Annotated in this window: 28 protein-coding genes and 1 riboswitch; of the genes, 15 read left to right on the top strand and 13 right to left on the bottom strand. The window is 52.9% G+C overall.

The annotated features are described in order from the left end of the window. Positions 1 to 73: 73 nt before the first annotated feature. Both AC1RKC_RS08430 and AC1RKC_RS08425 read right to left on the bottom strand, forming a co-directional pair. Positions 74 to 298 carry a biofilm development regulator YmgB/AriR family protein gene (locus AC1RKC_RS08430; protein WP_020827319.1) on the bottom strand — a complete coding sequence of 75 codons (225 nt, stop codon included), beginning with the start codon at positions 296 to 298 and terminating at the stop codon, positions 74 to 76. A 130-nt stretch (positions 299 to 428) separates the two neighbouring features. Further along, positions 429 to 620: a YdfD/YebW family protein gene (locus tag AC1RKC_RS08425; protein ID WP_012145560.1), complete on the bottom strand. Its 192-nt coding sequence runs from the start codon at positions 618 to 620 to the stop codon at positions 429 to 431. Positions 621 to 848: 228 nt separating this feature from the next. Between AC1RKC_RS08425 and lysM the strand changes: the two genes are divergently transcribed. From lysM to AC1RKC_RS08405, 4 genes are all read left to right on the top strand, one after another. Beyond that, positions 849 to 1,295: a peptidoglycan-binding protein LysM gene (lysM, locus tag AC1RKC_RS08420; RefSeq protein ID WP_493092363.1), complete on the top strand. Its 447-nt coding sequence runs from the start codon at positions 849 to 851 to the stop codon at positions 1,293 to 1,295. A 458-nt stretch (positions 1,296 to 1,753) separates the two neighbouring features. Next, the gene (locus AC1RKC_RS08415; protein WP_020827317.1) at positions 1,754 to 1,918 is read left to right on the top strand and encodes a hypothetical protein; all 165 of its coding nucleotides are present in this window, start codon (positions 1,754 to 1,756) and stop codon (positions 1,916 to 1,918) included. Between the two features lie 96 nt (positions 1,919 to 2,014). Beyond that, complete coding sequence (locus tag AC1RKC_RS08410) at positions 2,015 to 2,956, top strand: pirin family protein (protein ID WP_142815072.1); 942 nt, start codon at positions 2,015 to 2,017, stop codon at positions 2,954 to 2,956. Positions 2,957 to 3,383: 427 nt separating this feature from the next. Further along, positions 3,384 to 3,737: a DUF1304 domain-containing protein gene (locus tag AC1RKC_RS08405; protein ID WP_122079640.1), complete on the top strand. Its 354-nt coding sequence runs from the start codon at positions 3,384 to 3,386 to the stop codon at positions 3,735 to 3,737. A 29-nt stretch (positions 3,738 to 3,766) separates the two neighbouring features. Here AC1RKC_RS08405 and AC1RKC_RS08400 read toward each other — a convergent pair whose 3' ends face one another. Together AC1RKC_RS08400 and AC1RKC_RS08395 are read right to left on the bottom strand one after the other, a co-directional pair. After that, positions 3,767 to 4,153, bottom strand: a complete 387-nt coding sequence (locus tag AC1RKC_RS08400; RefSeq protein ID WP_041414657.1) for a helix-turn-helix domain-containing protein — start codon at positions 4,151 to 4,153, stop codon at positions 3,767 to 3,769. Positions 4,154 to 4,610: 457 nt separating this feature from the next. Further along, positions 4,611 to 4,823, bottom strand: a complete 213-nt coding sequence (locus tag AC1RKC_RS08395) for a YccJ family protein (protein WP_037419942.1) — start codon at positions 4,821 to 4,823, stop codon at positions 4,611 to 4,613. Positions 4,824 to 5,023: 200 nt separating this feature from the next. Between AC1RKC_RS08395 and AC1RKC_RS08390 the strand changes: the two genes are divergently transcribed. Beyond that, positions 5,024 to 5,263: a DUF2766 family protein gene (locus tag AC1RKC_RS08390; RefSeq protein WP_004945684.1), complete on the top strand. Its 240-nt coding sequence runs from the start codon at positions 5,024 to 5,026 to the stop codon at positions 5,261 to 5,263. Between the two features lie 42 nt (positions 5,264 to 5,305). Here AC1RKC_RS08390 and AC1RKC_RS08385 read toward each other — a convergent pair whose 3' ends face one another. Beyond that, complete coding sequence (locus AC1RKC_RS08385; protein WP_020827312.1) at positions 5,306 to 5,539, bottom strand: YobH family protein; 234 nt, start codon at positions 5,537 to 5,539, stop codon at positions 5,306 to 5,308. A gap of 178 nt (positions 5,540 to 5,717) precedes the next feature. Between AC1RKC_RS08385 and mgrB the strand changes: the two genes are divergently transcribed. Then, a complete protein-coding gene (gene mgrB / locus AC1RKC_RS08380) occupies positions 5,718 to 5,861 on the top strand; it encodes a PhoP/PhoQ regulatory lipoprotein MgrB (RefSeq protein WP_461545429.1) in 144 nt (47 codons plus the stop codon). 99 nt (positions 5,862 to 5,960) lie between these two features. Continuing rightward, entirely contained in the window at positions 5,961 to 6,233 is a 273-nt protein-coding gene (locus AC1RKC_RS08375) for a YebO family protein (RefSeq protein WP_020827311.1), read from the top strand. 49 nt (positions 6,234 to 6,282) lie between these two features. Here AC1RKC_RS08375 and fos read toward each other — a convergent pair whose 3' ends face one another. Next, positions 6,283 to 6,690 carry a fosfomycin resistance glutathione transferase gene (gene fos, locus AC1RKC_RS08370; protein ID WP_128864724.1) on the bottom strand — a complete coding sequence of 136 codons (408 nt, stop codon included), beginning with the start codon at positions 6,688 to 6,690 and terminating at the stop codon, positions 6,283 to 6,285. A 169-nt stretch (positions 6,691 to 6,859) separates the two neighbouring features. Here fos and AC1RKC_RS08365 point away from each other — a divergent pair, with 169 nt between their 5' ends. The 3 genes from AC1RKC_RS08365 (at position 6,860) to AC1RKC_RS08355 (ending at position 9,022) form a co-directional block, all read left to right on the top strand. Further along, on the top strand, positions 6,860 to 7,174 hold the full coding sequence (locus tag AC1RKC_RS08365) for a phage protein NinX family protein (protein ID WP_020827309.1): 315 nt from the start codon (positions 6,860 to 6,862) through the stop codon (positions 7,172 to 7,174). 67 nt (positions 7,175 to 7,241) lie between these two features. Then, on the top strand, positions 7,242 to 7,478 hold the full coding sequence (locus AC1RKC_RS08360; RefSeq protein WP_020827308.1) for a DUF4060 family protein: 237 nt from the start codon (positions 7,242 to 7,244) through the stop codon (positions 7,476 to 7,478). Positions 7,479 to 7,654: 176 nt separating this feature from the next. After that, on the top strand, positions 7,655 to 9,022 hold the full coding sequence (locus AC1RKC_RS08355; RefSeq protein ID WP_142816399.1) for an amino acid permease: 1,368 nt from the start codon (positions 7,655 to 7,657) through the stop codon (positions 9,020 to 9,022). Between the two features lie 38 nt (positions 9,023 to 9,060). Here AC1RKC_RS08355 and AC1RKC_RS08350 read toward each other — a convergent pair whose 3' ends face one another. Further along, the gene (locus AC1RKC_RS08350) at positions 9,061 to 9,351 is read right to left on the bottom strand and encodes a hypothetical protein (protein ID WP_020827306.1); all 291 of its coding nucleotides are present in this window, start codon (positions 9,349 to 9,351) and stop codon (positions 9,061 to 9,063) included. Between the two features lie 222 nt (positions 9,352 to 9,573). Here AC1RKC_RS08350 and AC1RKC_RS08345 point away from each other — a divergent pair, with 222 nt between their 5' ends. From AC1RKC_RS08345 to cspE, 3 genes are all read left to right on the top strand, one after another. After that, positions 9,574 to 10,572, top strand: coding sequence for an MBL fold metallo-hydrolase (locus AC1RKC_RS08345; protein WP_122079636.1), 999 nt, complete (start codon positions 9,574 to 9,576; stop codon positions 10,570 to 10,572). 879 nt (positions 10,573 to 11,451) lie between these two features. Next, positions 11,452 to 11,568, top strand: a complete 117-nt coding sequence (locus AC1RKC_RS08340; RefSeq protein WP_071593021.1) for a DUF2627 domain-containing protein — start codon at positions 11,452 to 11,454, stop codon at positions 11,566 to 11,568. A gap of 41 nt (positions 11,569 to 11,609) precedes the next feature. Then, entirely contained in the window at positions 11,610 to 11,819 is a 210-nt protein-coding gene (gene cspE / locus AC1RKC_RS08335) for a transcription antiterminator/RNA stability regulator CspE (protein ID WP_002221949.1), read from the top strand. A 52-nt stretch (positions 11,820 to 11,871) separates the two neighbouring features. Here cspE and pgeF read toward each other — a convergent pair whose 3' ends face one another. Continuing rightward, positions 11,872 to 12,588: a peptidoglycan editing factor PgeF gene (gene pgeF / locus AC1RKC_RS08330; protein WP_116928022.1), complete on the bottom strand. Its 717-nt coding sequence runs from the start codon at positions 12,586 to 12,588 to the stop codon at positions 11,872 to 11,874. A 142-nt stretch (positions 12,589 to 12,730) separates the two neighbouring features. On the opposite strand from pgeF, the gene rlmA reads away from it, so the two are divergent. Then, a complete protein-coding gene (gene rlmA, locus AC1RKC_RS08325) occupies positions 12,731 to 13,552 on the top strand; it encodes a 23S rRNA (guanine(745)-N(1))-methyltransferase (protein ID WP_217331347.1) in 822 nt (273 codons plus the stop codon). Positions 13,553 to 13,652: 100 nt separating this feature from the next. Here rlmA and mntP read toward each other — a convergent pair whose 3' ends face one another. The 5 genes from mntP to manX all read right to left on the bottom strand — a co-directional run bounded on the left by mntP (position 13,653) and on the right by manX (position 17,837). Then, complete coding sequence (gene mntP / locus AC1RKC_RS08320; RefSeq protein ID WP_493092364.1) at positions 13,653 to 14,222, bottom strand: manganese efflux pump MntP; 570 nt, start codon at positions 14,220 to 14,222, stop codon at positions 13,653 to 13,655. Between the two features lie 11 nt (positions 14,223 to 14,233). Continuing rightward, positions 14,234 to 14,417, bottom strand: a riboswitch (yybP-ykoY riboswitch). Positions 14,418 to 14,638: 221 nt separating this feature from the next. Beyond that, positions 14,639 to 15,097: a DUF986 family protein gene (locus tag AC1RKC_RS08315; protein WP_020827301.1), complete on the bottom strand. Its 459-nt coding sequence runs from the start codon at positions 15,095 to 15,097 to the stop codon at positions 14,639 to 14,641. Positions 15,098 to 15,151: 54 nt separating this feature from the next. Beyond that, on the bottom strand, positions 15,152 to 15,994 hold the full coding sequence (locus AC1RKC_RS08310) for a PTS mannose transporter subunit IID (protein WP_012145539.1): 843 nt from the start codon (positions 15,992 to 15,994) through the stop codon (positions 15,152 to 15,154). 15 nt (positions 15,995 to 16,009) lie between these two features. Further along, positions 16,010 to 16,810, bottom strand: a complete 801-nt coding sequence (locus AC1RKC_RS08305; protein WP_017893113.1) for a PTS mannose/fructose/sorbose transporter subunit IIC — start codon at positions 16,808 to 16,810, stop codon at positions 16,010 to 16,012. A gap of 55 nt (positions 16,811 to 16,865) precedes the next feature. After that, positions 16,866 to 17,837: a PTS mannose transporter subunit IIAB gene (gene manX, locus AC1RKC_RS08300; protein ID WP_046373327.1), complete on the bottom strand. Its 972-nt coding sequence runs from the start codon at positions 17,835 to 17,837 to the stop codon at positions 16,866 to 16,868. Between the two features lie 575 nt (positions 17,838 to 18,412). Here manX and AC1RKC_RS08295 point away from each other — a divergent pair. Continuing rightward, a complete protein-coding gene (locus tag AC1RKC_RS08295; protein ID WP_262017343.1) occupies positions 18,413 to 19,957 on the top strand; it encodes a TerC family protein in 1,545 nt (514 codons plus the stop codon). Positions 19,958 to 19,959: the final 2 nt, after the last annotated feature.

The raw sequence follows: 19,959 nt of genomic DNA, 5'->3' as shown, positions 1-19,959 counted from the left end.
CATTACCTTCTTCCTGTGTCGGGATAAAACGGTAATCAGGCAGAGCGAAAGCTCTGCCTTTTTTATTGGGTTGTTAACCTTTGGGGGCTTGCCCCATCACTTCGATGGCGGAACGCAATGTAGCAAAGCGTTGCTGATTGGTTTCATGTTCAATCTCGTTAACCAAATGGGCCAGAATATTATTGCCGGAAACTTTTTTGTTGAGATTGATCAGTTGAATGACCGCGCCGCCGACCACCAGGCTGACGTCGCGTAACAGGGCTTCGTAGTGTTCGTTTGAGAAGGTAGAAACGGGCATCGCGCCATCTCCATATCGTTCGGGTGAGGCAATTTAGCAAAATAGTGGCATAAAGCATCGTCGGCATGCCGGCTTTCCGGTGAATTCAGAAATTCCTCAGAGGAAAGTAGTATAAAAGTCTTTTGGCGATTTACATCGGCGCATATTCGTTGGCGGGTAGCCAAAAGCCATCGATAAAATCTTCAAATGGGAAGCAGCCGGCGTGGCGCAGGTTTTGTTCTTTCATACTGATCAGGCACTGGCGTTCGTCACGCAGCACGTCAACCACGATATCGGCGCAGCCGCCGTCCAGATAACAGACAAACATCACCAAGGCGTACATCGCTTCTTATATCCTTCCTCCTAATCCTTCCATGCTCTTATTGTAGGTAACTTCAGCGATTGTTTCATGTCAGGTGCTGCATAAAAGGACAGATTGGCAATGAAAGTTGGCACTTTCGGATTACTCTAACCGCTTAATACTGTTGGACCAATTGAATATCCCTCTTGCGGTGCTAAGCTTAATAAGTCTTAAGTCAATGCAACATGCTAACCATCGAAAGGAGTGAATATGGGTTTGTTTAACTTCGTCAAAGAAGCGGGCGAGAAACTGTGGGACACAGTGACCGGCAATGCGACAGCCGAAGATCAAAGCGCCAAACTGAAGGACCATCTCAATAAAACCGGCTTGCCGGGTATCGATAAGGTTGATGTGCAGGTGGTTGACGGTAAAGCCGTAGTAACCGGGGATGCGGTCAGTCAGGAGTTGAAAGAGAAGATCCTGGTGGCCATCGGTAACGTGGCAGGTATCAGCGGCGTGGAAGACAAAGTAGCGGTTGAACAAGCCACCGCGGAAAGCCGTTTCTATACCGTGAAGAAGGGCGACACCCTGAGTGCGGTCTCGAAAGAAGTGTATGGCAACGCAAATCTGTATAACAAGATTTTCGAAGCGAACAAGCCAATGCTGTCCAGCCCGGACAAAATTTATCCGGGGCAGGTGCTGCGTATTCCGCAGTAATACCCACAGCAGCACGACACTGCCTGGCCCGATCTGTTATCGGGCTTTTTTTATGTTTACTTGCATAAGTTAGCCTAATTATTTTATTGTCTTAATAAGACTTTTGAATGCATCGTAATCTTGGTCATCTCAGTTCTGGGGGAGTGTTGACCCTGGTGAGGAAAGTTGATAGCGTCTTGCCACTCTTGAGGTCTGAGTGGCATTGGGCGCGGAATCTGACAAACCCGCAATGGCGGGCTTTTATCAATCACCCTTCACAAAAACGTTAACGCGTGATGAGTTAAGATAGATTCTGTGAAACAACAACGTAATACCTCACAAGATAAAAACTACCGTGAAACTTTGGGAGACGCGCAATTCGCTGTCATTGTGCTGGCGATAGCGTCCTGTTCCCTGATCATTTTTACGCTTTCAGTCACGCTATGGCTGACGTGATGTCGTTCAATACAGGAGATAAAATGGAGCACAATCTCCACGATGAAACCAAGCTGTTGGCCGTTATCGGTTTACTGGTTTCCGTGTTGTTAGTGGTATCGATTCTTTTTGGTGTGACTTACTTTTCCGATCTCAAGCATGCACGCGATGAGGTCGACATCAAAGGCTGCTATATAAAGGCGTCGTAGCCTTCTGCCTCCCGGGTTGCGTTCTGGTCGCTTGCTCATGATAAGCTGGCGTCCAGCTACTCACTCAACCCGTGTGTCGTTCTGGAGGCGTTAATCATGAGCAATTCCCGCCCAACCTATTCATCCTCTTCCCGTGATTGTCCTGTGGTTGACGGCATCCGTCAGATCCAACGTATTGCCGTACGTAACGCCGAAGTTGGTGGTATCCCGATAAGCCGTGCCTTGCCCACCCGTGAACGGCGTACGCTAGGCGCATGGTGCTTTCTCGACCATGCAGGCCCGTCGGTATTCAGCGGTTCCTCCCAGGGGATGGACGTTGGTCCACATCCGCATATCGGTCTGCAAACCTTTACCTGGATGATTGAAGGGGAAGTTCTGCACCGGGATAGCCTGGGCAGCGAACAGGTGATACGGCCCGGACAGGTCAATCTGATGACCGCAGGACGCGGTATAGCGCATACCGAACAGTCCACCGGTGAGCAACGGCGTTTGCATGCTGCACAATTGTGGATTGCCTTGCCTGCAGAACATGCCGATACTGCGCCGCGCTTCGATCATTATCCCGACTTGCCGTGCTGGCTGCACGATGAGGTCAAACACACTTTACTGGTGGGGGAGTTCGAACAATATCGCTCTCCGGTGTCGACTTTTTCACCGTTAATCGCCATGGATTTGGAATGGCAGGCTGATGGTTATTTGCAATTACCTCTGCGAAAAGATTTTGAAATAGGTTTATTGCCCCTTATTGGTGCATTTGAGGTTAATGATGAAAAATTTTCACCTGATGAATTCGCCTATTTAGGTATAAATCTTAACCGTATCGAGTTACGTGCCAAGAAAGGAAGTCGTGCATTATTAATCGGTGGCTTGCCATTAACCGAAGAGATTCTCATTTGGTGGAATTTTGTCGGCCACAGCAAACAAGAGATTAGCCGTGCGCAGCGTGATTGGGAGCAGGGGAATTCACGTTTTCCCGATGTCGTCGGCTATTGCGGTCCCCGCATGACCGCGCCACGCCTGCCCTGGAGCGATGATTGATACCTTCGTGCTATAACAACGGGATATTTTTATTCATTTCGCTCTATTAACGTTAAATTAATGTGATCGGAATTCCATGTTTTCGCATCGATATAGTTTATCTGGTAAATAGTGATCTTGCGCAAATAAATGGTCGGAGCAGTGGATTAAGATAACTTTCAAGAAGTGATGTTATCTACCGCTAGTCAGAAGCCTGTGAGGTTAATATGAGCCAAGTACTCTATCGTGCAAGATTATCCCATGTTGTTATTGCAACGGCGGCGTTCTGGATCTCTATCGCAGCCATGCTGGTTGTTGTTCTGAGCTAACTCTGAATGATTATGCAATAAACCCGCTACGGCGGGTTTTTTTATGTCGATATATTCGCAATATTCTCAGTGAGGTTATACTTATAAAACCCAATATCTGATTAACCCTGCTAATAACAATGATAATTCTTTCTAATATAGTGGTGTTGCTTATTGCAGCGATCCATTTGTATATCCTGATCCTGGAAATGTTCCTATGGCAGAAGCCTACCGGCAGGCGAGTGTTCGCCACCACCGCGGAGTTTGCTGCCGCCACGCGGGTGCTGGCGGCCAATCAAGGGTTATACAACGGTTTTCTGGCGGCGGGATTAGCCTGGGGCGTCTGGCGTGAGGAGCCGGCGGTGCAACTGTTCTTTCTTGGGTGTGTGCTGGTGGCGGGCGTGTTTGGTGGGCTGACCGCGAGCCGCAAGATTCTCCGTGTACAGGCGCTGCCCGCGCTGGTCGCTATTTTAGTGATGCTGTGGGCGCATTAGCCCGCCGTTAGCGGCGGCGGGAAAGAGAGTCAGGCGGTTTTTTGATGAATGACGTGCAGCGGCGGGGCGATATGCAGGTCGACGCTTAAATCCTGACGGAAATCATAAGGCGTGATGTTGAAGCGCTTTCTGAACATATAAGTGAAATGCGATTGCGAGCCAAAACCGAAATCCAGAGCGATGTCGAAGATGGAGGCGTCACTGGTGCGCAACTGGTAAACCGCCCCGGCCAATCTGCGTTCGCGAATATACTTACCGAGCGAAATCCCGGTCGCTTCTTTGAACAGCTTCTGCATGTGCCACAGGGAGTAGCCGGAATACTCGGCCAGCTCTTCAAGATGGATCACTCTTCCAAGGTGAGTTTCGACCCATTTACTGAGGGCGCAGACTAATGAGAGGTGGTGTTCTTGTATCATCAGTGCGTCTGTGTGAGATCTACATAGCGCTGAAGTATACACAACTTGCCGCCATGGACAAAAAGACCGCCGTCACCCAGGCGAAATTATTCGGAAAAACCATCGTCAAGCAGCTTGTCAGGCGGAAGGAAAAACGGCTAATCTGAGGTTGCCCGCTACCGCTGATATCGCAGTGGTTCTGGTCGCAAAGAATAACCGCCAAAGCAGAGTCAGCCGTGACAATTCAGCGTTGAAGGGGTGATCGCATGTTAATGACAGTGATTATTACTCTGGTTGTGATTGTGGGCGTTGCCGCTTTTATGGTGACGCCGGTGATGAGAATGAATAATGCGGAAGGTGTGGGAGGTGAAGAGCCGTGATTTCAGGGAACAACACGACCCCAAGTCGGGGTTGACCGAAAACCGAAAAAGCCTGGGCGCAGCAGTGACCCGGGCTTTTTATTGCTGAGTTGCGTGGATTAGACGTTTTTTCGCTCCACGGTTTCTTCGCCCCAGTACAGCTGGTCGGCACTGGTTTTGGCGAAAGCTATTTGCAACGCTTCGTCACTGCCTTCCTCCCAGATTTTTTGTGCCAGAACCTCATCGTTTTTTGCCAGCTCAAAAATTGCCTCCGCGATTTCAACCGAGGTTTCACGTACGGTTGCCCAGGATTTCACATTGTGATTTGCCATAACTTTCTCCTGTTGGGGTGTGGCTGAAGGATGCGCCGGTAAGCGCGTCGCTTAAACCTTAAGTATAGGCCAATACGGCCGGGCATTTTGGCACCCGATGCGCAATAACGTTGAAATTCAGCGGCAAACAACCTGGGGGCGGCAAAGCACCAGGTGACATGTTATTCTGTGCGGCGACTGAATCAAGAAGGAAAGTAATTATGTCAGACATGCTGAGCAACGATCAGGAATTGGCCTCCGACCTGGTTGCCTGCCAACTGGTAATCAAACAGATTCTGGATGTTATCGACGTTATCGCGCCGACCGAGGTGCGTGACAAGATGGCAAGCCAGCTGAAAAGCATCGATTTCTCCACTCATCCTGCCGGTGCCGATCCCGTGACCCGCAGGGCGATCGAAAAAGCGATTGCGCTGATTGAGATGAAGTTTACCCGCAACTGATGGGGGAAACCGTCGCCAGGCGACGGTTTCGGGCGGTGGTGATCAATCCACCACCGTTTCGACTTTTTTGAACAGCGGACAGTCGGCCACGCCAATGACGCCGTTGTCCCCGTGCAGATACTGAGCAATCACCACATTGCGTGCGGTCATATATTTACACTGCAACCCCAGGCCAGCCACGTTCTTGTTGCTGCCGACCAATACGCCGTATCCCGAAAACAAAAATACGCCATACACCACTGCCAGTAGCAGTAACCCCTTAATCAGCTTACTCATTATAACTCCCGTTTATTTATCGTCGTTGCGATATAGCCACGCGCCGACGCAGGCTGCAACGGTAACAATCTGAAAAGTCATCGTCAAAACGGTTTCTAAACGACAGGTTAAACTTCGTTTAAGTTAGCTGTGGTAGCATGACGAACAGATTATCAAGATAACAATGAGGCTGCTAAATTTGTTGCGAAAAAAAGTCCTCGTGATAGTGGCGTTCCTTGCGGCCTGTCTGTTTTTTTACCTGCTGGCGCTGGATAGCTACTGCGATGAGGGAGGCTCCTTTGCGTTGGGGGTGTGTTCCGTTACTCGTTTCATTCCCTGGTGAGATGCGCAGCGGTGCATAACAATTTACTATCAAGATGTTCGTGCCCGCACCCGGAGTGTTAAGATGTGCGCCTGTTTTTAGCAGTAGATAGGGTTGTCCATGTACGATTTAGGTTTTGGTTCGAATAGCCTGCTTTCGCTGGCCCTCGCGGCGCTGGCGCTGTTGGTGGGATTATGGGTCTGGTTCCTGGTGAATCGTGCCAGTGTGCGTGCCAATGAACAGGTCCGTCTGCTGCAGGAAATTGCCGAGCAGCAGCGTCAGCAGACTGCATTATTGAAAAGCCTGGCGCAAAGCGCGCGTGGCGATAGCGTAATCGACGATGACGATCTCAGCCCGGCGCTGGATTTCAAAGGTTTTATCCCCGAGCGTTAATCAAACTTTCTGCCGGGTGGCGTGCCCCAGTTTACGCCACCCGCATCGCTTAGAAAAACTCCATTCCCTGATAGGGCGCTGCGCGGCACGCCGCCAACCGACTGGCCAGGTCGCCGCCGTGAATTTCCAATTGGTGTCCGTCCGGATCAAGAAAGTACAGCGACGCCCCCTCGCTACGGTTAGTTTTCCACTCATCAACCCCAGCCTGGCGCAGCCGCGAAGCAACCTTGGCGAAATCTGCCGGCGCCACGCTGAACGCGTAATGGGTGTAATCCTTCGCTGAATTTACGGCTCGCGTGTCGTCCCATGACAAACACAGCCACAGCTCCCCCAGAGACAGGTAGGCGCCAGTTTGCCAGCGAGCATGTGGGACAAAACCCAACCGGTTGCTATAAAAATTGAAGCTGCGGTTGACGTCGCTGACTGCAAGCGTCAGATGGTTGAGGCCAGTTAACATGCCGGTATTCCTGCGCAACAAAACAGGGAAAAAGTGTAATCAGCGCCCAGGAAAAGATAAAGCTGAAAAAACATTAGTGGAGATAATGTGGAAAGCCCTCGCGTTGTCATAAATCTGTCGTATTGGCATCGTAATGTAGCGCCAACTCTACGAAAGATGGATAAAGCCGATGATTAAATGGTATGAAGAAAGCGACGCCGAGGTGAACCGCAGCATTGCGCTGATCACCGGAGAAAATCCGGACAAATGGTATCCCTACGGCGGTGTGAAAGGTAAAGACTATTGCAAGAATCCCTCCGATGCCTGGCCGATTATCTGCGCCAATAAAATCAGCCTGAATGCCGACAGCCAGGGCGACAACCCGCAGTGGCAGGCGCGTATGATCACCCAACGCGGCGAATGGCAGGCGGACAGCAGCAGCCCGCTGCGTGCGGCAATGATCTGCTTCCTGCTGAGCCAGCAAACCAACGAAATGGTCCGTTGAAACACCAGAATTACTGATGATTTTTCCCTTTTTATGACAACAGAACTGTCTCTGGCGGAGCCTGTTTATGAAGCGCATTATTAAAGGTGATAAAAACTTGTCTCATCTGGTGATTGCCCATGCGGCAATCGATCGTCATGCCGAAAGCTTTGGTCAGCGCCGACAGGGCTGGCCGTCAACCTACCTGATAAAATATCAAAACGATCGCGTGGCGGTAGAGGTGGTAACACGCCGCCAGTCCTACGTCGCCACGCTGATGATTGGTGCCCGCAACCTGACCAAACTTTGCGGTCTGTCCAGCTAAAAACCTGCCCTTACTGCCGTTAATCCCAGCATAAAATAGCGCCTTGGCCGACGTCGCCGGGGTGCTACTCCTTGATGCTCACGGGGTTAAGTGTTAAAAAGCCGCCCGCAGATACATTTATTGAATGGCGAAATCTTGTGCAACAGCGCCAGGTTCCCACGCCATATGAGGATAAGATGGGCGGTCAGCAGCAGGATACCCCGCTAAAACGCGGTTTAAAAAACAGACATATACAACTTATCGCCCTGGGCGGCGCTATTGGCACCGGCCTGTTTCTCGGCATTGCGCAGACCATTAAAATGGCCGGCCCATCGGTATTGCTGGGCTATGCCATCGGCGGGTTCATTGCCTTCCTGATCATGCGCCAACTGGGGGAAATGGTGGTCGAGGAGCCGGTTGCCGGGTCGTTCAGCCACTTCGCTTATAAATATTGGGGCGATTTCGCCGGTTTTCTTTCCGGCTGGAACTACTGGGCGATGTTCATTTTGGTCGGCATGGCCGAACTGACCGCCGTCGGTATTTATATTCAGTACTGGTGGCCGGACATCCCAACCTGGGTTTCCGCCGCGGTATTTTTTGTCCTGATCAATTTGATCAACCTGGTCAATGTCCGACTGTATGGCGAGACCGAGTTTTGGTTTGCCATCATCAAGGTGGTGGCGATCGTCGGTATGATCCTGTTTGGTGCCTGGCTGTTGGCCAGCGGCAACGGCGGTCCGCAAGCCAGCCTCAACAACCTGTGGGAGCAGGGGGGCTTTATGCCGCACGGCATCAGCGGGCTGGTGATGGCGATGGCGGTGATCATGTTCTCGTTCGGCGGCCTGGAGATGGTCGGCATCACTGCGGCCGAAGCCGCCGATCCGCGCCGCAGCATCCCGAAGGCCACCAATCAGGTGGTGTACCGCATCCTGATTTTTTATATCGGTTCGCTAACGGTCCTGCTGTCGCTTTATCCGTGGGACAAAGTGGTGGAAGGCGGTAGCCCGTTCGTGATGATTTTCCATGCGTTGGACAGCAGCCTGGTGGCGACCCTGCTTAACGTGGTGGTCCTGACGGCAGCGCTGTCGGTGTACAACAGCGGCGTCTATGCCAACAGTCGCATGCTGTTCGGCCTGGCTACGCAGGGCAATGCGCCCAAGGCGTTGACGCGGGTGAACAAGCGCGGCGTGCCGGTGCTGTCGATTGCGCTGTCGGCGCTGGTGACCTCTGTCGGTGTACTGATCAACTATGTGATGCCCGGCAAGGCGTTTGAATTGCTGATGGCGCTGGTGGTGTCCACGCTGGTGATCAACTGGGTGATGATTTGCCTGGCGCATTTACGCTTCCGCGCGGCGAAAAACCGTCAGGGCGTGATCCCGAGCTTTAAGGCGCTGTGGTACCCGTTTGGCAACTATTTGTGCCTGGTGTTCCTCAGTCTAATCCTGGTCATCATGTATTTCAGCGAGGGTATCCGTATCTCGGTGTTGCTGATGCCGGTGTGGATCTTGCTGTTGTGGGTGGGGTTCAGGCTGACGCGCCGCAAGGGCGCTAACATTCGGCGTTAAGGTTTAACGGAGGCGCGTTTTGCGCCTCCCATTTTCATTTAGCCGCGTGGCATAAAGGCATTGCCCGGTGCGGAGCGGCCCAACCCCAACAGCTTCCTGCACAGCAGGAATACCGTGGTGATGACATCGATAGCGACCACGCTAAGCATCAATACGGCCAGCATGAAAAAACTCACCATCGCGCCAAACAACAGCACCAGGGGTGCCGGCACGCGTACGCGGCGCAGTTTCATCGCGACATACATTTTCCAATACTGCATCTGTGCCAGCATCGCGCTACGGATACGGCCCATGCGAACACGTGATTTGCGTGATGTAGAACGGCTCATAACTTCTCCTTTTCTGAATGTCCTATAAGTAAAACACAAGGATCTTAAGAGATGCTTAACAGGCTCTAGGCGGCCCTGGCATTCTCACAGGGATTGTGACACCACATTAGGCAAAAAGGTCCCCCCTGAGGTGAGCACAGTTCACAAAGCGCACCAATCGTCTATTTTGTTATGTTATCGAAACTGCCCGTGCAGGGTGTCCGCAGTGGTCGGGAGAGCAACTTGAAGATAACCAATCGTTACTATGATGCCGGCAAAGCGCACCATACGCCGCAAGGGTTTCGTAACCCGGAGCCTACTCTGCGCCGGGAAGGGGATTTGAAGCGCTGGCAGAATGAGCGCAAGCAGCAGGGCCTGCCCAAGCCGCCGCAAATGGGATACCAACAGTTTACCCAACGCTGGTGGCAGCAGGCCGACCTCAGCGGCAGTGACAACGGTATCTGGTGGTTGGGGCATGCCTCAATGCTGCTGCGTCTTGAAGGGCGTTACATTCTGATTGACCCGGTGTTGTCGCAGCGCGCATCGCCGTTGAGTTTTTATGGCCCAAAGCGCAAGACCCCAACGCCACTGACGGTGCAGCAGTTACCGACGGTGGACGTGGTATTGATCTCGCATAACCATTATGACCATCTCGATCGGCGCACCATCAGGCAGTTGGCGCGTCGTTTTCCGCACGCGACCTTTATCGTCCCGTTGGGGCTGAAAAGTTGGTTCCGGCGCTATCGCCTGCAACGGGTCGAGGAGCTGGACTGGTGGGATAGCCTGCAGTTGGGTGACTTGACGTTTCACAGTACGCCGGCGCGCCACTGGAGCATGCGCACCCTGTGGGACCGCAATCGCTCTTTATGGTGCGGTTGGGTGATTCATCATCCGGCACTTCGATTCTATTTTTCGGGCGACAGCGGCTATTCGGAGCGGCTGGCGGACATTGGCGCGCGTTTAGGGCCTTTCGACGTGGCGGCGTTGCCGATAGGCGCTTATGCACCACGTTGGTTCATGCAGGAACAACATATGGATCCGCAACAGTCGGTGACGCTGTATCAGCAATTAAATGCGCCGCAGGTCATTCCAATCCATTGGGGTGTTTTTGAATTAGCCGATGAGTCATTGGATGAGCCGCCGCAGCAATTAAAACTGGCGTTGAGTTCGGCCGGGATAGAGCAACACCGGTTCCGGCCAATTAAAATTGGTGAGCGCATTCTGCTTGAACCTAACTCTTAAGCGTTAATTCGTGGCAAACGGGGCTGGCGTCGCCCCCGTAGCCGTCCGCAAGCCAGTCCCACCGCAGGTTGTAGCGATGTGGGCAGCTTGCCGGACGGCAATATCCACAACCTGGCCTAACCGGTTGACTTGAATAGGGTAGCGGCGCGACAAAAGATAAAATAAATACGTCAACTCGCAATTGCTCTTGATCGCATAAATACCCGCTCGGTTTTTAAGATTTAATTTCGCTATAGGTTCGCACTGACCTCAAGGTTATTGGCGTTATTTAACGGCGTAACGGAGGATGTATTTCTCTGTGGATGCACGACCACGGTGCGTAAATTCTGATTTTGCATGCTTATGCACCCAAAAGTGGCACGCTATTTGATTTTCATGGTAGGGCGTGGGTTGCATAAATTATGGTCAGTTGGCGAGCGTGGCAATAATTTACCCTAGTATTATTGTGCTGTCGCAGGCGGAGGGATTGCCGAAGAGTGGGCTATGCCAGCGTTAAGCCGTCCGGATGGCAACCCAATGGTCGGATCAGCCGGTCTCCAATACGCCCGTTCACCGATATTCAAATGTCGTATAAGAAATTCCATAAAGATTCAAATTTTTTAACGTTCTAAGCGCCGGGCTGGGGTTATATGTTGCAACATTCATGGGTCAATCGGATGAAAGAATTGTTAAAATTCAGTCAGGATGCGGAGTGTAGCGCGGTGTAAGTGTTAAGCAGAAAATAGCTAAGGCTTCAACATCTTTTAGCCTATTTAAGCTTATATTGCTCTCGACCGTTTCAAATATGTGCGACAGCTCCATCAGTGATTAAAAATGGCTTGCCATCGAATACAGAGTATGTGATAACGCATCTGGGTAAAACGAGGTACAGTTCTGTATATGTGTGGCATTTTCAGTAAAGAAGTTCTGAGTAAAAACGTTAGCGTTGAATACCGCTTCTCTGCCGATCCTTATCTTAGTGCCTCAAGCAGTAACGACTCTAGTTTGTCTATGTAACGCCTACGGGCGGTTTAAACAATCCAAAGGAAATACTCAAGATGGCAAAGATCAAAGGTCAAGTTAAGTGGTTCAACGAATCTAAAGGTTTCGGTTTCATCACTCCAGCTGACGGCAGCAAAGACGTGTTCGTACACTTCTCTGCAATCCAGGGTAACGGCTTCAAAACCCTGGCTGAAGGCCAGAACGTTGAGTTCGAAATCCAAGATGGCCAGAAAGGCCCATCTGCAGTAAACGTTACTGCAATCTAATCAGCGTCAGCTGTACAAAAAACCCGCCTTGGTGCGGGTTTTTTCGTTTCTGTTATTCGCCGGTGATAATAATGGCCGCGTACTGGTTGCGTCCGGTGATGCCCGGGTGGGTGGGATCCTGTTCGCGACGGTGACTGTTGCGCCGATAGCTGGTGTATTTAAAGCGCTGTGGCTGGAGCGGGTCGGTATTTGGCGTGCAGATAGTGCAGCTGCCGGCACGGTCCACGGCGGCGAACCCCAGCTCACGAAGTTTGGATTCGGCGATTGCGGCCAGATCCAGGTGACGATAGTGGGGGCTGATTAAGCTGGCGGGCAGCGGCAACTGCTGTTTGAACCGTTCGACCAGCTCTTCGTTCACCTCATAACAGCATGGGCCGGCCGCAGGGCCGATGGACGCGACCCAGTTGGTGGTTGAGTCATCTTGTGCGATACGCGCCGCCAGTTGCTCCAGAACGCCATCCAGCAGCCCACGCCAGCCGGCATGCACGGCTGCAATGGCCGAGCCGTCATGGCGGCTGAAAATCACCGGCAGGCAGTCTGCCGTTAACACGCTGAGCAGAATGCCCGGCTGGCGGGTATAGAACCCATCGGCTTCACCGCACGCCTGTGCTGCCTGCGTTACGTCGACAATGCGCGTGCCGTGTACCTGTTTTTTTTCCGGCAAGGTGGCGCGATAGGGCTGCAGATGCCCAGGCAGCAACGCGCTCTTATTGCCGAAACCGTGTCGAATAGCGGGAACGCGGTTGAGAAGCGGGGAATAGTCGGTCATAAACGTCTTTACCTGCGTCAGAAAACTTAGCGTCAGTGTAGTCAGTTTTTTTCCTGCTTGGCTAGCCCCCATGGGATGCGCCTTGCATCACACAGAAGCCTTCTTTAGACTAGCCGCGCCGTATCTCTCTGGAACCCAAGCCATGTCTTATCAGTGTCCTCTGTGCCATCAGCCGCTTCATTTTTCCTCACCGCAATGGCGTTGCGACGCTAACCATCAGTTTGACTGCGCCAAAGAGGGCTACGTCAACCTGCTGCCGGTACAGCACAAGCGTTCGAAGCAACCCGGCGACAGTACGGAAATGATGCAGGCGCGGCGCGCGTTCCTGGATGGCGGTTTTTATCGGCCTTTGCAGCAGCGGGTAGCCGAGCTGTTGGATGAGGCGCTGGCGCCCGACGCACAGGCGCTGCTGGATATCGGCTGCGGCGAGGGGTACTACACGGCGGAAGTGGCTGCCAGATTGACGCAACAACGCAATATGACCCTGTATGGGCTGGATGTCGCCAAGGTGGCAATCCGCTATGCGGCCAAGCGTTATCCCGCGGTGTCATTCTGCGTAGCGTCGAGCCATCGTCTGCCGTTCGCCGATGCCTCTTTAGACGCCATTCTGCGTATTTATGCGCCCTGCAAGGCGGAAGAACTGGCCCGGGTGGTGAAACCCGGTGGCGTTGTGGTGACGGTATCGCCTGGTCCACGCCATCTGTATCAGTTAAAAGAGCAGGTTTATCAGCAGGTGCAACTGCATGCTGAACAGAATGAGCAGTTCGCAGGCTTTGACTGTGAGCGGGTCGAATCGCTGGCCTACCCGATGACGCTGCCGGGCGAGCAGGCGGCCAATCTGCTGCAGATGACGCCTTTTGCCTGGCGGGCCTCCCCGGAGGTCCAGCAGCGCCTGAGCGCCAGTGAGACCTTCCTCTGCGAAACAGATTTCGTTATTGCGCTCTATCGCCGCCGGCATGCTTAATGCCGCCCGACAGAGTGCGGGCCAGCGATGACCTGACCGACTAAGGTGGGCAGAAACAAAAAAACCTGCCGTTGGCAGGTTTTCTTTGGGTGCTGTCGGTTCAGGCGAGGTAGCCCAAATGCTCCAGCAGAATATTGACGCCGATGGCGATCAGCACCACGCCGCCAAGGATCTCGGCACGTTTACCGAGTAATGGCCCAATAAAGCGGCCAATCATCATGCCCAGCGTCGCCATAATCATGGTGGCCATGCCGATAGCCATGGCGGTGTGCACAATGTTTACCTGCAGGAAGGCCAGGCCAACGCCGATAGCCATAGCATCCAGACTGGTGGCTATAGCCGTGGCCACCAGCAGCCAGAATCCGTGACGCTTCACTTTCTCTTCTTCTTCAGGGCGGTTTCTGACGCCTTCGACAATCATGCGCATACCGAGAATAAACAGCAGCGAGAAGGCGACCCAGTGATCCCATTCCATGATGTATTGACTGGCGAACAGGCCGATGGCCCAACCGATAATCGGCGTAATGGCTTCAACCACGCCGAAGATGAGTCCGGTGCGTAGCGCTTCACGAAAACGGGGCTGATGCAGGCTGGCACCTTTGCCGATCGATGCGGCAAACGCATCCATAGACATGCCAAAAGCGAGAATGAGAGTAGCTGACAAGTTCATGTAAAATAGCCTCGGCCGGGCGGCTCCATATACACGTAACCCACCCCCAACCATACGACGGAGTTACGTGTCTATGGTCTCGCCAACCTTACCTGGCTGCCCGCACCACGTTTTAATGATTAAAACGAGTATGTTGATACGGGCGTTTCTGGCGTTTAATTGTCCAGAAACCGGCTACTCCCCAATGACGGCGCAACCATACCATATTATTTCCGTTGGCAACAACCCTTATTCCCCATGGATGTTTATTTGGAATTGATAATTATTTTCATTAATGAAATATGCAAGACGGAATATAATGTAGGCGAGTGCAATAATGTTGCATAAATAATAATCAGGTAGCCTTATGCGCTGGTGATTAATTATCCACATTCAGCGCATGGCGAGAACAGAGGTTCTGTTGAGGTTATTTTTACTCACTGATTTTCAACAAAAAAGTGATATATTTTTTCCAAGTCGTCTAATTGTGTGACCTGAATCAGCAGTCTGCGCCGCTCCAGATCGATGACCAGAATGCCATCCTCGGATAAATTCATGGCCTTAATGCGGTTATATTCGATAAACGCATTGGCATAAAAGAAACCCTGCGCTTTAAACAACATCTTGGGCCAGCGAATATAGGATATGTAGACGGCGATCAGTGCTAAAGAAATAAGCAGATAGGTGGTTAATGCAGCACCCTGTGTCGTGACATTACGATAAATCAGAATGGCAATCAGACCGACAAAGATCAGACAATCAATCCGGTTACGTCGTTTTAGCTGTACCTTGAGCAGCGTTTTGCCCTTCAGCAGGTTCATCCCGAATTCGTCGTAAATCGCATACACCAGCATCAGCGCGGTGAAAATCAGTAATACGCCATCGGTCAGCGACATCTTTCAACTCCACAAATAAAAAAACCGGGGGTTTCCCCCCGGCTGATAATCGTCTTACAGGCCCAGCAGGCCAACCCAGTAACCAAAGATACCGATGGCGAAGAAGCCGATGATGATCCACAGCGCATTCACTTTCCTGCGCAGCAGCCACATACAGCCAAAGGTCAGCAGTAACGGCACCAGGCCCGGCATCAACTGGTCGAGGATAGTCTGCACCGTGGTCACCGTGGTATGCCCGGTCTGGTCGGTGATTTTAGACACCACCAGCGGGATATTCACGTGCGTCCACTTGTTAACCAATGCCCCCATGACAAACAGGCCGAGAATCGACGCTCCTTCCGTCAGTTTTTGCAGGAAGCCGCCGCCCATGTCGTTAACGATATCCACCCCTTTGCGGTAGCCGTAGGCCACGCCGTAATAGCGGGTCAACAGGCGCACCAGGTTGAACAGGACGAAGAATAAAATCGGACCCAGCAGGCTGCCGCTCATGGCGATACCGGCACCAAGCGCGGCGAATACCGGACGAACGGTCCCCCAGAAAATCGGGTCGCCTACGCCGGCCAGAGGCCCCATCAAGCCGACCTTGATGCCGTTGATTGCCGCATCGTCGATCGGCGCGCCGTTAGCGCGTTGCTCTTCCATTGCCATGGTCACGCCAAGCACCGGCGCCGCCACGTAAGGGTGGGTGTTGAAGAACTCCAGATGGCGTTTAATCGCTTGTTTGCGATCGTCGTTATTTTCCGGGTAAAGGCGACGGATCACCGGCACCATGGAGAAGCAAAAACCCAGCGCCTGCATACGTTCGAAGTTCCATGAACCCTGGAACAGGTTCGAACGCATAAACACACCGCGAATATCGGCTGGCGTGAGTTTCTTTTGAGCTGTTGTATCAACCATTTCTCTCACCTATTCCTAGTCCAGTTCGTTATCGAGGTCGTTGGCGTTAGCCGGGCCGGCTTGCACAACTTGTGACTTGTTGTATTTCGGGCTGAGCTGGATATACAGCACGGCCATCACCACGCCGATAACGCCGAGCGCGACCAGGTTAAAGTTGGTGAAGGCGGCGGTAACGAAGCCGAGGTAGAAGAATGGCATCAGATAACCGGCACGCATCATGTTGATCACCATGGCGTAACCGACCACCACGATCATCCCGCCGGCGATGTTCAGGCCGCTGGTGACGACTTCCGGGATCGAGTTAAGCAGCGCGTGAACGCCAGAAGTGCCGACCGAGATAGCGACGATAACCGCCGGGATAGCGATACGCATCGCCTGCAACAGCAGGGCGGAAATATGCAACCAGGTGATGGCGCGTAAACTGCCGCGTTCTGCCGCGCTGTCCGCAGCGTGCTGGAAGGCGACGGTCAGGGTACGCACGATGATGGTCAGAACTTGTCCGGCTGCCGCCAGCGGGATGGCCAGGGCGATACCGGCACCGACGCTTTGTCCGCCGGCAATAACCAAAATGGTGGAAATAATGGACGCCAATGCCGCATCTGGCGCAACCGCCGCACCGATGTTCATCCAGCCCAGGGCGATCATCTCCAGCGTACCGCCGATGATGATACCGGTTTTCATGTCACCGAGGATAAAACCGATCAGGGTACAGGCGACCAGCGGACGGTGAAATTGAAACTCGTCGAGAACGGAACCCATCCCGGCGATACAGGCAACGATAAATATCAGTACAATCTGAAGAGTGGTAATCTCCATTGCACTTCTCCTATGACCAAAGATCTCTGAGTAAAATAATTACTGGCTGTCGCCATTAATTGAGTTTGTTAATCAGGTCCATCATTTTTAACCGGCTGTCGGACGAGACTTTACGCACTTCCAATTCAATACCGCGCTCGTTTAATTTCTTAAACGCTTCGATATCTTTTTCGTCAACCGACACGGCATTGTTCACCTGCGTTTTGCCCTGGCGGAACGCCATGCCACCGATATTCACCGACTTGATATCCACACCGGCTTCCACCAGGCGCCAGACGTCGGTCGGATTGGTAAACAGCAACATCACGCGATCGCCAGCGTATTTCGGGTTGTTCCACACGCGAATGGCTTTCGCTACGTCAACCACGTGTGCGGTGACGCCCGGCGGGGCAACCTGGGTCAGCAAGGTTTTGCGGACGTGGTCGGCGGCAACTTCGTCGCTGACCACGATAATGCGGCTGACGTCGGTTTCCTTGGTCCAGCGGGTCGCTACCTGGCCGTGGATCAGGCGGTCATCGATACGGGCCAGGCCGATTTTCATATGGTCATTGGGCCCCAGCGGCGCTTGTGGGGCAGCGGGTTTGGCGGCGGGAGAACTCTGCGGTGCCGCGGGCTTAACACTCTCTTCTGCCGGTTTTTTCAGCGCTTTCACGCCCTCACGGCCGGTTTCCAACGCCAGGGCGACCAATTCGTCGAAGCTGGGGTTGTCGTCTCGTGCCATGAAGGTTTCCACCAGCATGGGAATGTTAACCCCGGTGACGACCTCATAATTTTCTTTATCGACGGCGATGCGGCTGGCCGCATTGAACGGGCTGCCGCCCCAGGTATCCACCAGGAACAGGACGCCACCGCTGGTGTCGAGTCCGCTGATTTTCCCGTTGTATTTCTCGATTAACGTTTCGGCATTTTCTCCGGGGACGAAATCTATAAAAGCGACGTTGTCCTGTTCGCCCAATAGCATCTCCGTCGTTTTCAGCAATTGTTCCGCTGCGGTCCCGTGTGTGCCGATGATAATAGCTATTGCCACTCGCTACCTCCTCATTGAACTTCGTGCACGGATTGTGTCGGTCTTTAGTTCATTTGCTTCCTGGCAGTCACTTCCGCGGTTCAGATACATTATGGTAGAAATCTGGAAACCCGCTCTTAACATTTCTCGCGCAGTTTCAAATGCCTGTGCGCGTTGTTCCACGTTAGCGCCATTTATTTTAGTGAGTGAAAAAATAAATTTTGTGACGTTGCTCTGTTATTGAGCGCTCGGATAAGTCCTAACGCAGCGTTTGAGGAATTAAACAACAGAGCTGTTACAAGAGAATGCAGAAGGTAAAAAAGCTTCTTTGCCGGCTAAAAATTTCCTGCTAGAGTATTTCCTCTTTCATATTTAGGAGTGAAGGGCCTCAGCCCACCCTATGGACTGTCACCGAAGTTACTGTTTTTCAAGGTTCCACCCGCCACCTGCTGGCGTTGCAAACATCACACGGCCGCTCGGCCATTCCCCGGTACTACAATCCCGTTATCTTGCTGTTGTTGTCAGCGCTAATCCTGCGTCGGCATTCTCACGCCTGAGCACAGCTCGGCAATCCTGTCTTTTTTTCGGAGTCTGATATGGAATTTTTAATGGACCCCTCAATTTGGGCTGGGTTACTGACACTTGTCGTGTTGGAAATTGTACTGGGTATCGACAACCTGGTGTTTATCGCCATTTTGGCCGATAAGCTGCCGCCGAAGCAGCGTGATAAAGCGCGTATCCTCGGATTGTCGCTGGCGCTGTTTATGCGTCTGGGCCTGTTGTCGGTGATTTCCTGGATGGTTACGCTGACCACGCCGCTGTTTAGCGTCGCGGACTTCAGCTTCTCCGGCCGCGATCTGATCCTGCTGTTCGGTGGTGTTTTCCTGTTGTTCAAGGCCACCATGGAATTGCACGAACGGCTGGAAGGGCAGACGCATCAGGATGGCGCCAACCGCGGTTACGCCAAGTTCTGGGCGGTGGTGGTGCAAATTGTGATCCTTGACGCAGTGTTCTCGCTCGACGCGGTGATTACCGCCGTGGGGATGGTGAACGACCTGCCGGTGATGATGACCGCCGTGGTTATCGCTATGGTGGTGATGTTGGTGGCCTCTAAACCGCTGACTAACTTCGTGAATGCGCACCCGACTATCGTGGTGCTGTGTCTGAGCTTCCTGTTGATGATCGGTTTGAGCCTGATCGCCGAAGGCTTTGGCATGCATATTCCGAAAGGCTATCTGTACGCTGCGATTGGCTTCTCGATCCTGATTGAGCTGTTTAACCAAATCGCGCGCCGTAACTTTATCAAGCACCAGGCCCATCGCCCGATGCGTGAACGCACCGCCGAGGCGATTATGCGTCTGATGGGGCAACAGCGTGCGCAGCAGACGGATGAAGCGGCACCGTTGCCGGTGAATGAAACCTTCGCGGAAGAAGAGCGCTATATGATCAGCGGCGTGTTGACGCTGGCCTCGCGTTCACTGCGTAGCGTGATGACGCCGCGTACCGAAATTTCATGGGTGGATTGCGATCGTTCCCGCGAAGAGGTGCGCGAACAGCTGTTGGATACTCCACACAGCCTGTTCCCGGTTTGTCGTGACTCGTTGGATGAAATTATCGGCGTGGTGCGCGCCAAGGATCTGCTGGTGGCGGTAGAACGGGGCGAAGACATCGCCGAGTTTGCCGCGCGTACACCGCCGATCGTGGTGCCGGAAACCATGGACGTGATTAATCTGTTGGCAGTGCTGCGTCGCGCCAAGGGGCGACTGGTGGTGGTCACCAATGAGTTCGGCGTCGTCCAGGGGCTGGTGACGCCTTTGGACGTGCTGGAAGCCATTGCCGGTGAGTTCCCCGATGAGGACGAGACGCCGGATATCGTGGTGGAAGCCGACAGCTGGCTGGTAAAAGGCGGTGCCGATATGCACTCGCTGGAGCAGGCGCTAAACTGCGAAGATCTGGTTAGCCCGACGGCAGATTACGCCACCTTGGCTGGGTTCCTGCTGGCCCATTACGGCCAAATGCCGGTGGTGGGTGACGTGGTGGAGCTTAACCGGCTGCGCTTCGAAGTCACTGAGGTGTCAGAGTACCGCATTGAGCTGGTGCGCATCACCAAAGTGGATCCTCACGACGAGGAACATCAGTAACA

Source organism: Serratia sp. GW822-FHT06E05 (genome assembly GCF_058799445.1).
The sequence above is the reverse complement of the archived record's forward strand: the minus strand, read 5'-3'. Positions and strand labels throughout refer to the sequence as shown.

Excerpts from the sequence above, each read along its gene's own strand:
- AC1RKC_RS08430 (WP_020827319.1), bottom strand. The coding sequence starts at position 298 with ATGCCCGTTTCTACCTTCTCAAACGAACACTACGAAGCCCTGTTACGC.
- AC1RKC_RS08425 (WP_012145560.1), bottom strand. The coding sequence starts at position 620 with ATGTACGCCTTGGTGATGTTTGTCTGTTATCTGGACGGCGGCTGCGCC.
- lysM (WP_493092363.1), top strand. The coding sequence starts at position 849 with ATGGGTTTGTTTAACTTCGTCAAAGAAGCGGGCGAGAAACTGTGGGAC.
- AC1RKC_RS08415 (WP_020827317.1), top strand. The coding sequence starts at position 1,754 with ATGGAGCACAATCTCCACGATGAAACCAAGCTGTTGGCCGTTATCGGT.
- AC1RKC_RS08410 (WP_142815072.1), top strand. The coding sequence starts at position 2,015 with ATGAGCAATTCCCGCCCAACCTATTCATCCTCTTCCCGTGATTGTCCT.
- AC1RKC_RS08405 (WP_122079640.1), top strand. The coding sequence starts at position 3,384 with ATGATAATTCTTTCTAATATAGTGGTGTTGCTTATTGCAGCGATCCAT.
- AC1RKC_RS08400 (WP_041414657.1), bottom strand. The coding sequence starts at position 4,153 with ATGATACAAGAACACCACCTCTCATTAGTCTGCGCCCTCAGTAAATGG.
- AC1RKC_RS08395 (WP_037419942.1), bottom strand. The coding sequence starts at position 4,823 with ATGGCAAATCACAATGTGAAATCCTGGGCAACCGTACGTGAAACCTCG.
- AC1RKC_RS08390 (WP_004945684.1), top strand. The coding sequence starts at position 5,024 with ATGTCAGACATGCTGAGCAACGATCAGGAATTGGCCTCCGACCTGGTT.
- AC1RKC_RS08385 (WP_020827312.1), bottom strand. The coding sequence starts at position 5,539 with ATGAGTAAGCTGATTAAGGGGTTACTGCTACTGGCAGTGGTGTATGGC.
- AC1RKC_RS08375 (WP_020827311.1), top strand. The coding sequence starts at position 5,961 with ATGTACGATTTAGGTTTTGGTTCGAATAGCCTGCTTTCGCTGGCCCTC.
- fos (WP_128864724.1), bottom strand. The coding sequence starts at position 6,690 with ATGTTAACTGGCCTCAACCATCTGACGCTTGCAGTCAGCGACGTCAAC.
- AC1RKC_RS08365 (WP_020827309.1), top strand. The coding sequence starts at position 6,860 with ATGATTAAATGGTATGAAGAAAGCGACGCCGAGGTGAACCGCAGCATT.
- AC1RKC_RS08360 (WP_020827308.1), top strand. The coding sequence starts at position 7,242 with ATGAAGCGCATTATTAAAGGTGATAAAAACTTGTCTCATCTGGTGATT.
- AC1RKC_RS08355 (WP_142816399.1), top strand. The coding sequence starts at position 7,655 with ATGGGCGGTCAGCAGCAGGATACCCCGCTAAAACGCGGTTTAAAAAAC.
- AC1RKC_RS08350 (WP_020827306.1), bottom strand. The coding sequence starts at position 9,351 with ATGAGCCGTTCTACATCACGCAAATCACGTGTTCGCATGGGCCGTATC.
- AC1RKC_RS08340 (WP_071593021.1), top strand. The coding sequence starts at position 11,452 with ATGTGTGGCATTTTCAGTAAAGAAGTTCTGAGTAAAAACGTTAGCGTT.
- cspE (WP_002221949.1), top strand. The coding sequence starts at position 11,610 with ATGGCAAAGATCAAAGGTCAAGTTAAGTGGTTCAACGAATCTAAAGGT.
- pgeF (WP_116928022.1), bottom strand. The coding sequence starts at position 12,588 with ATGACCGACTATTCCCCGCTTCTCAACCGCGTTCCCGCTATTCGACAC.
- rlmA (WP_217331347.1), top strand. The coding sequence starts at position 12,731 with ATGTCTTATCAGTGTCCTCTGTGCCATCAGCCGCTTCATTTTTCCTCA.
- mntP (WP_493092364.1), bottom strand. The coding sequence starts at position 14,222 with ATGAACTTGTCAGCTACTCTCATTCTCGCTTTTGGCATGTCTATGGAT.
- AC1RKC_RS08315 (WP_020827301.1), bottom strand. The coding sequence starts at position 15,097 with ATGTCGCTGACCGATGGCGTATTACTGATTTTCACCGCGCTGATGCTG.
- AC1RKC_RS08310 (WP_012145539.1), bottom strand. The coding sequence starts at position 15,994 with ATGGTTGATACAACAGCTCAAAAGAAACTCACGCCAGCCGATATTCGC.
- AC1RKC_RS08305 (WP_017893113.1), bottom strand. The coding sequence starts at position 16,810 with ATGGAGATTACCACTCTTCAGATTGTACTGATATTTATCGTTGCCTGT.
- AC1RKC_RS08295 (WP_262017343.1), top strand. The coding sequence starts at position 18,413 with ATGGAATTTTTAATGGACCCCTCAATTTGGGCTGGGTTACTGACACTT.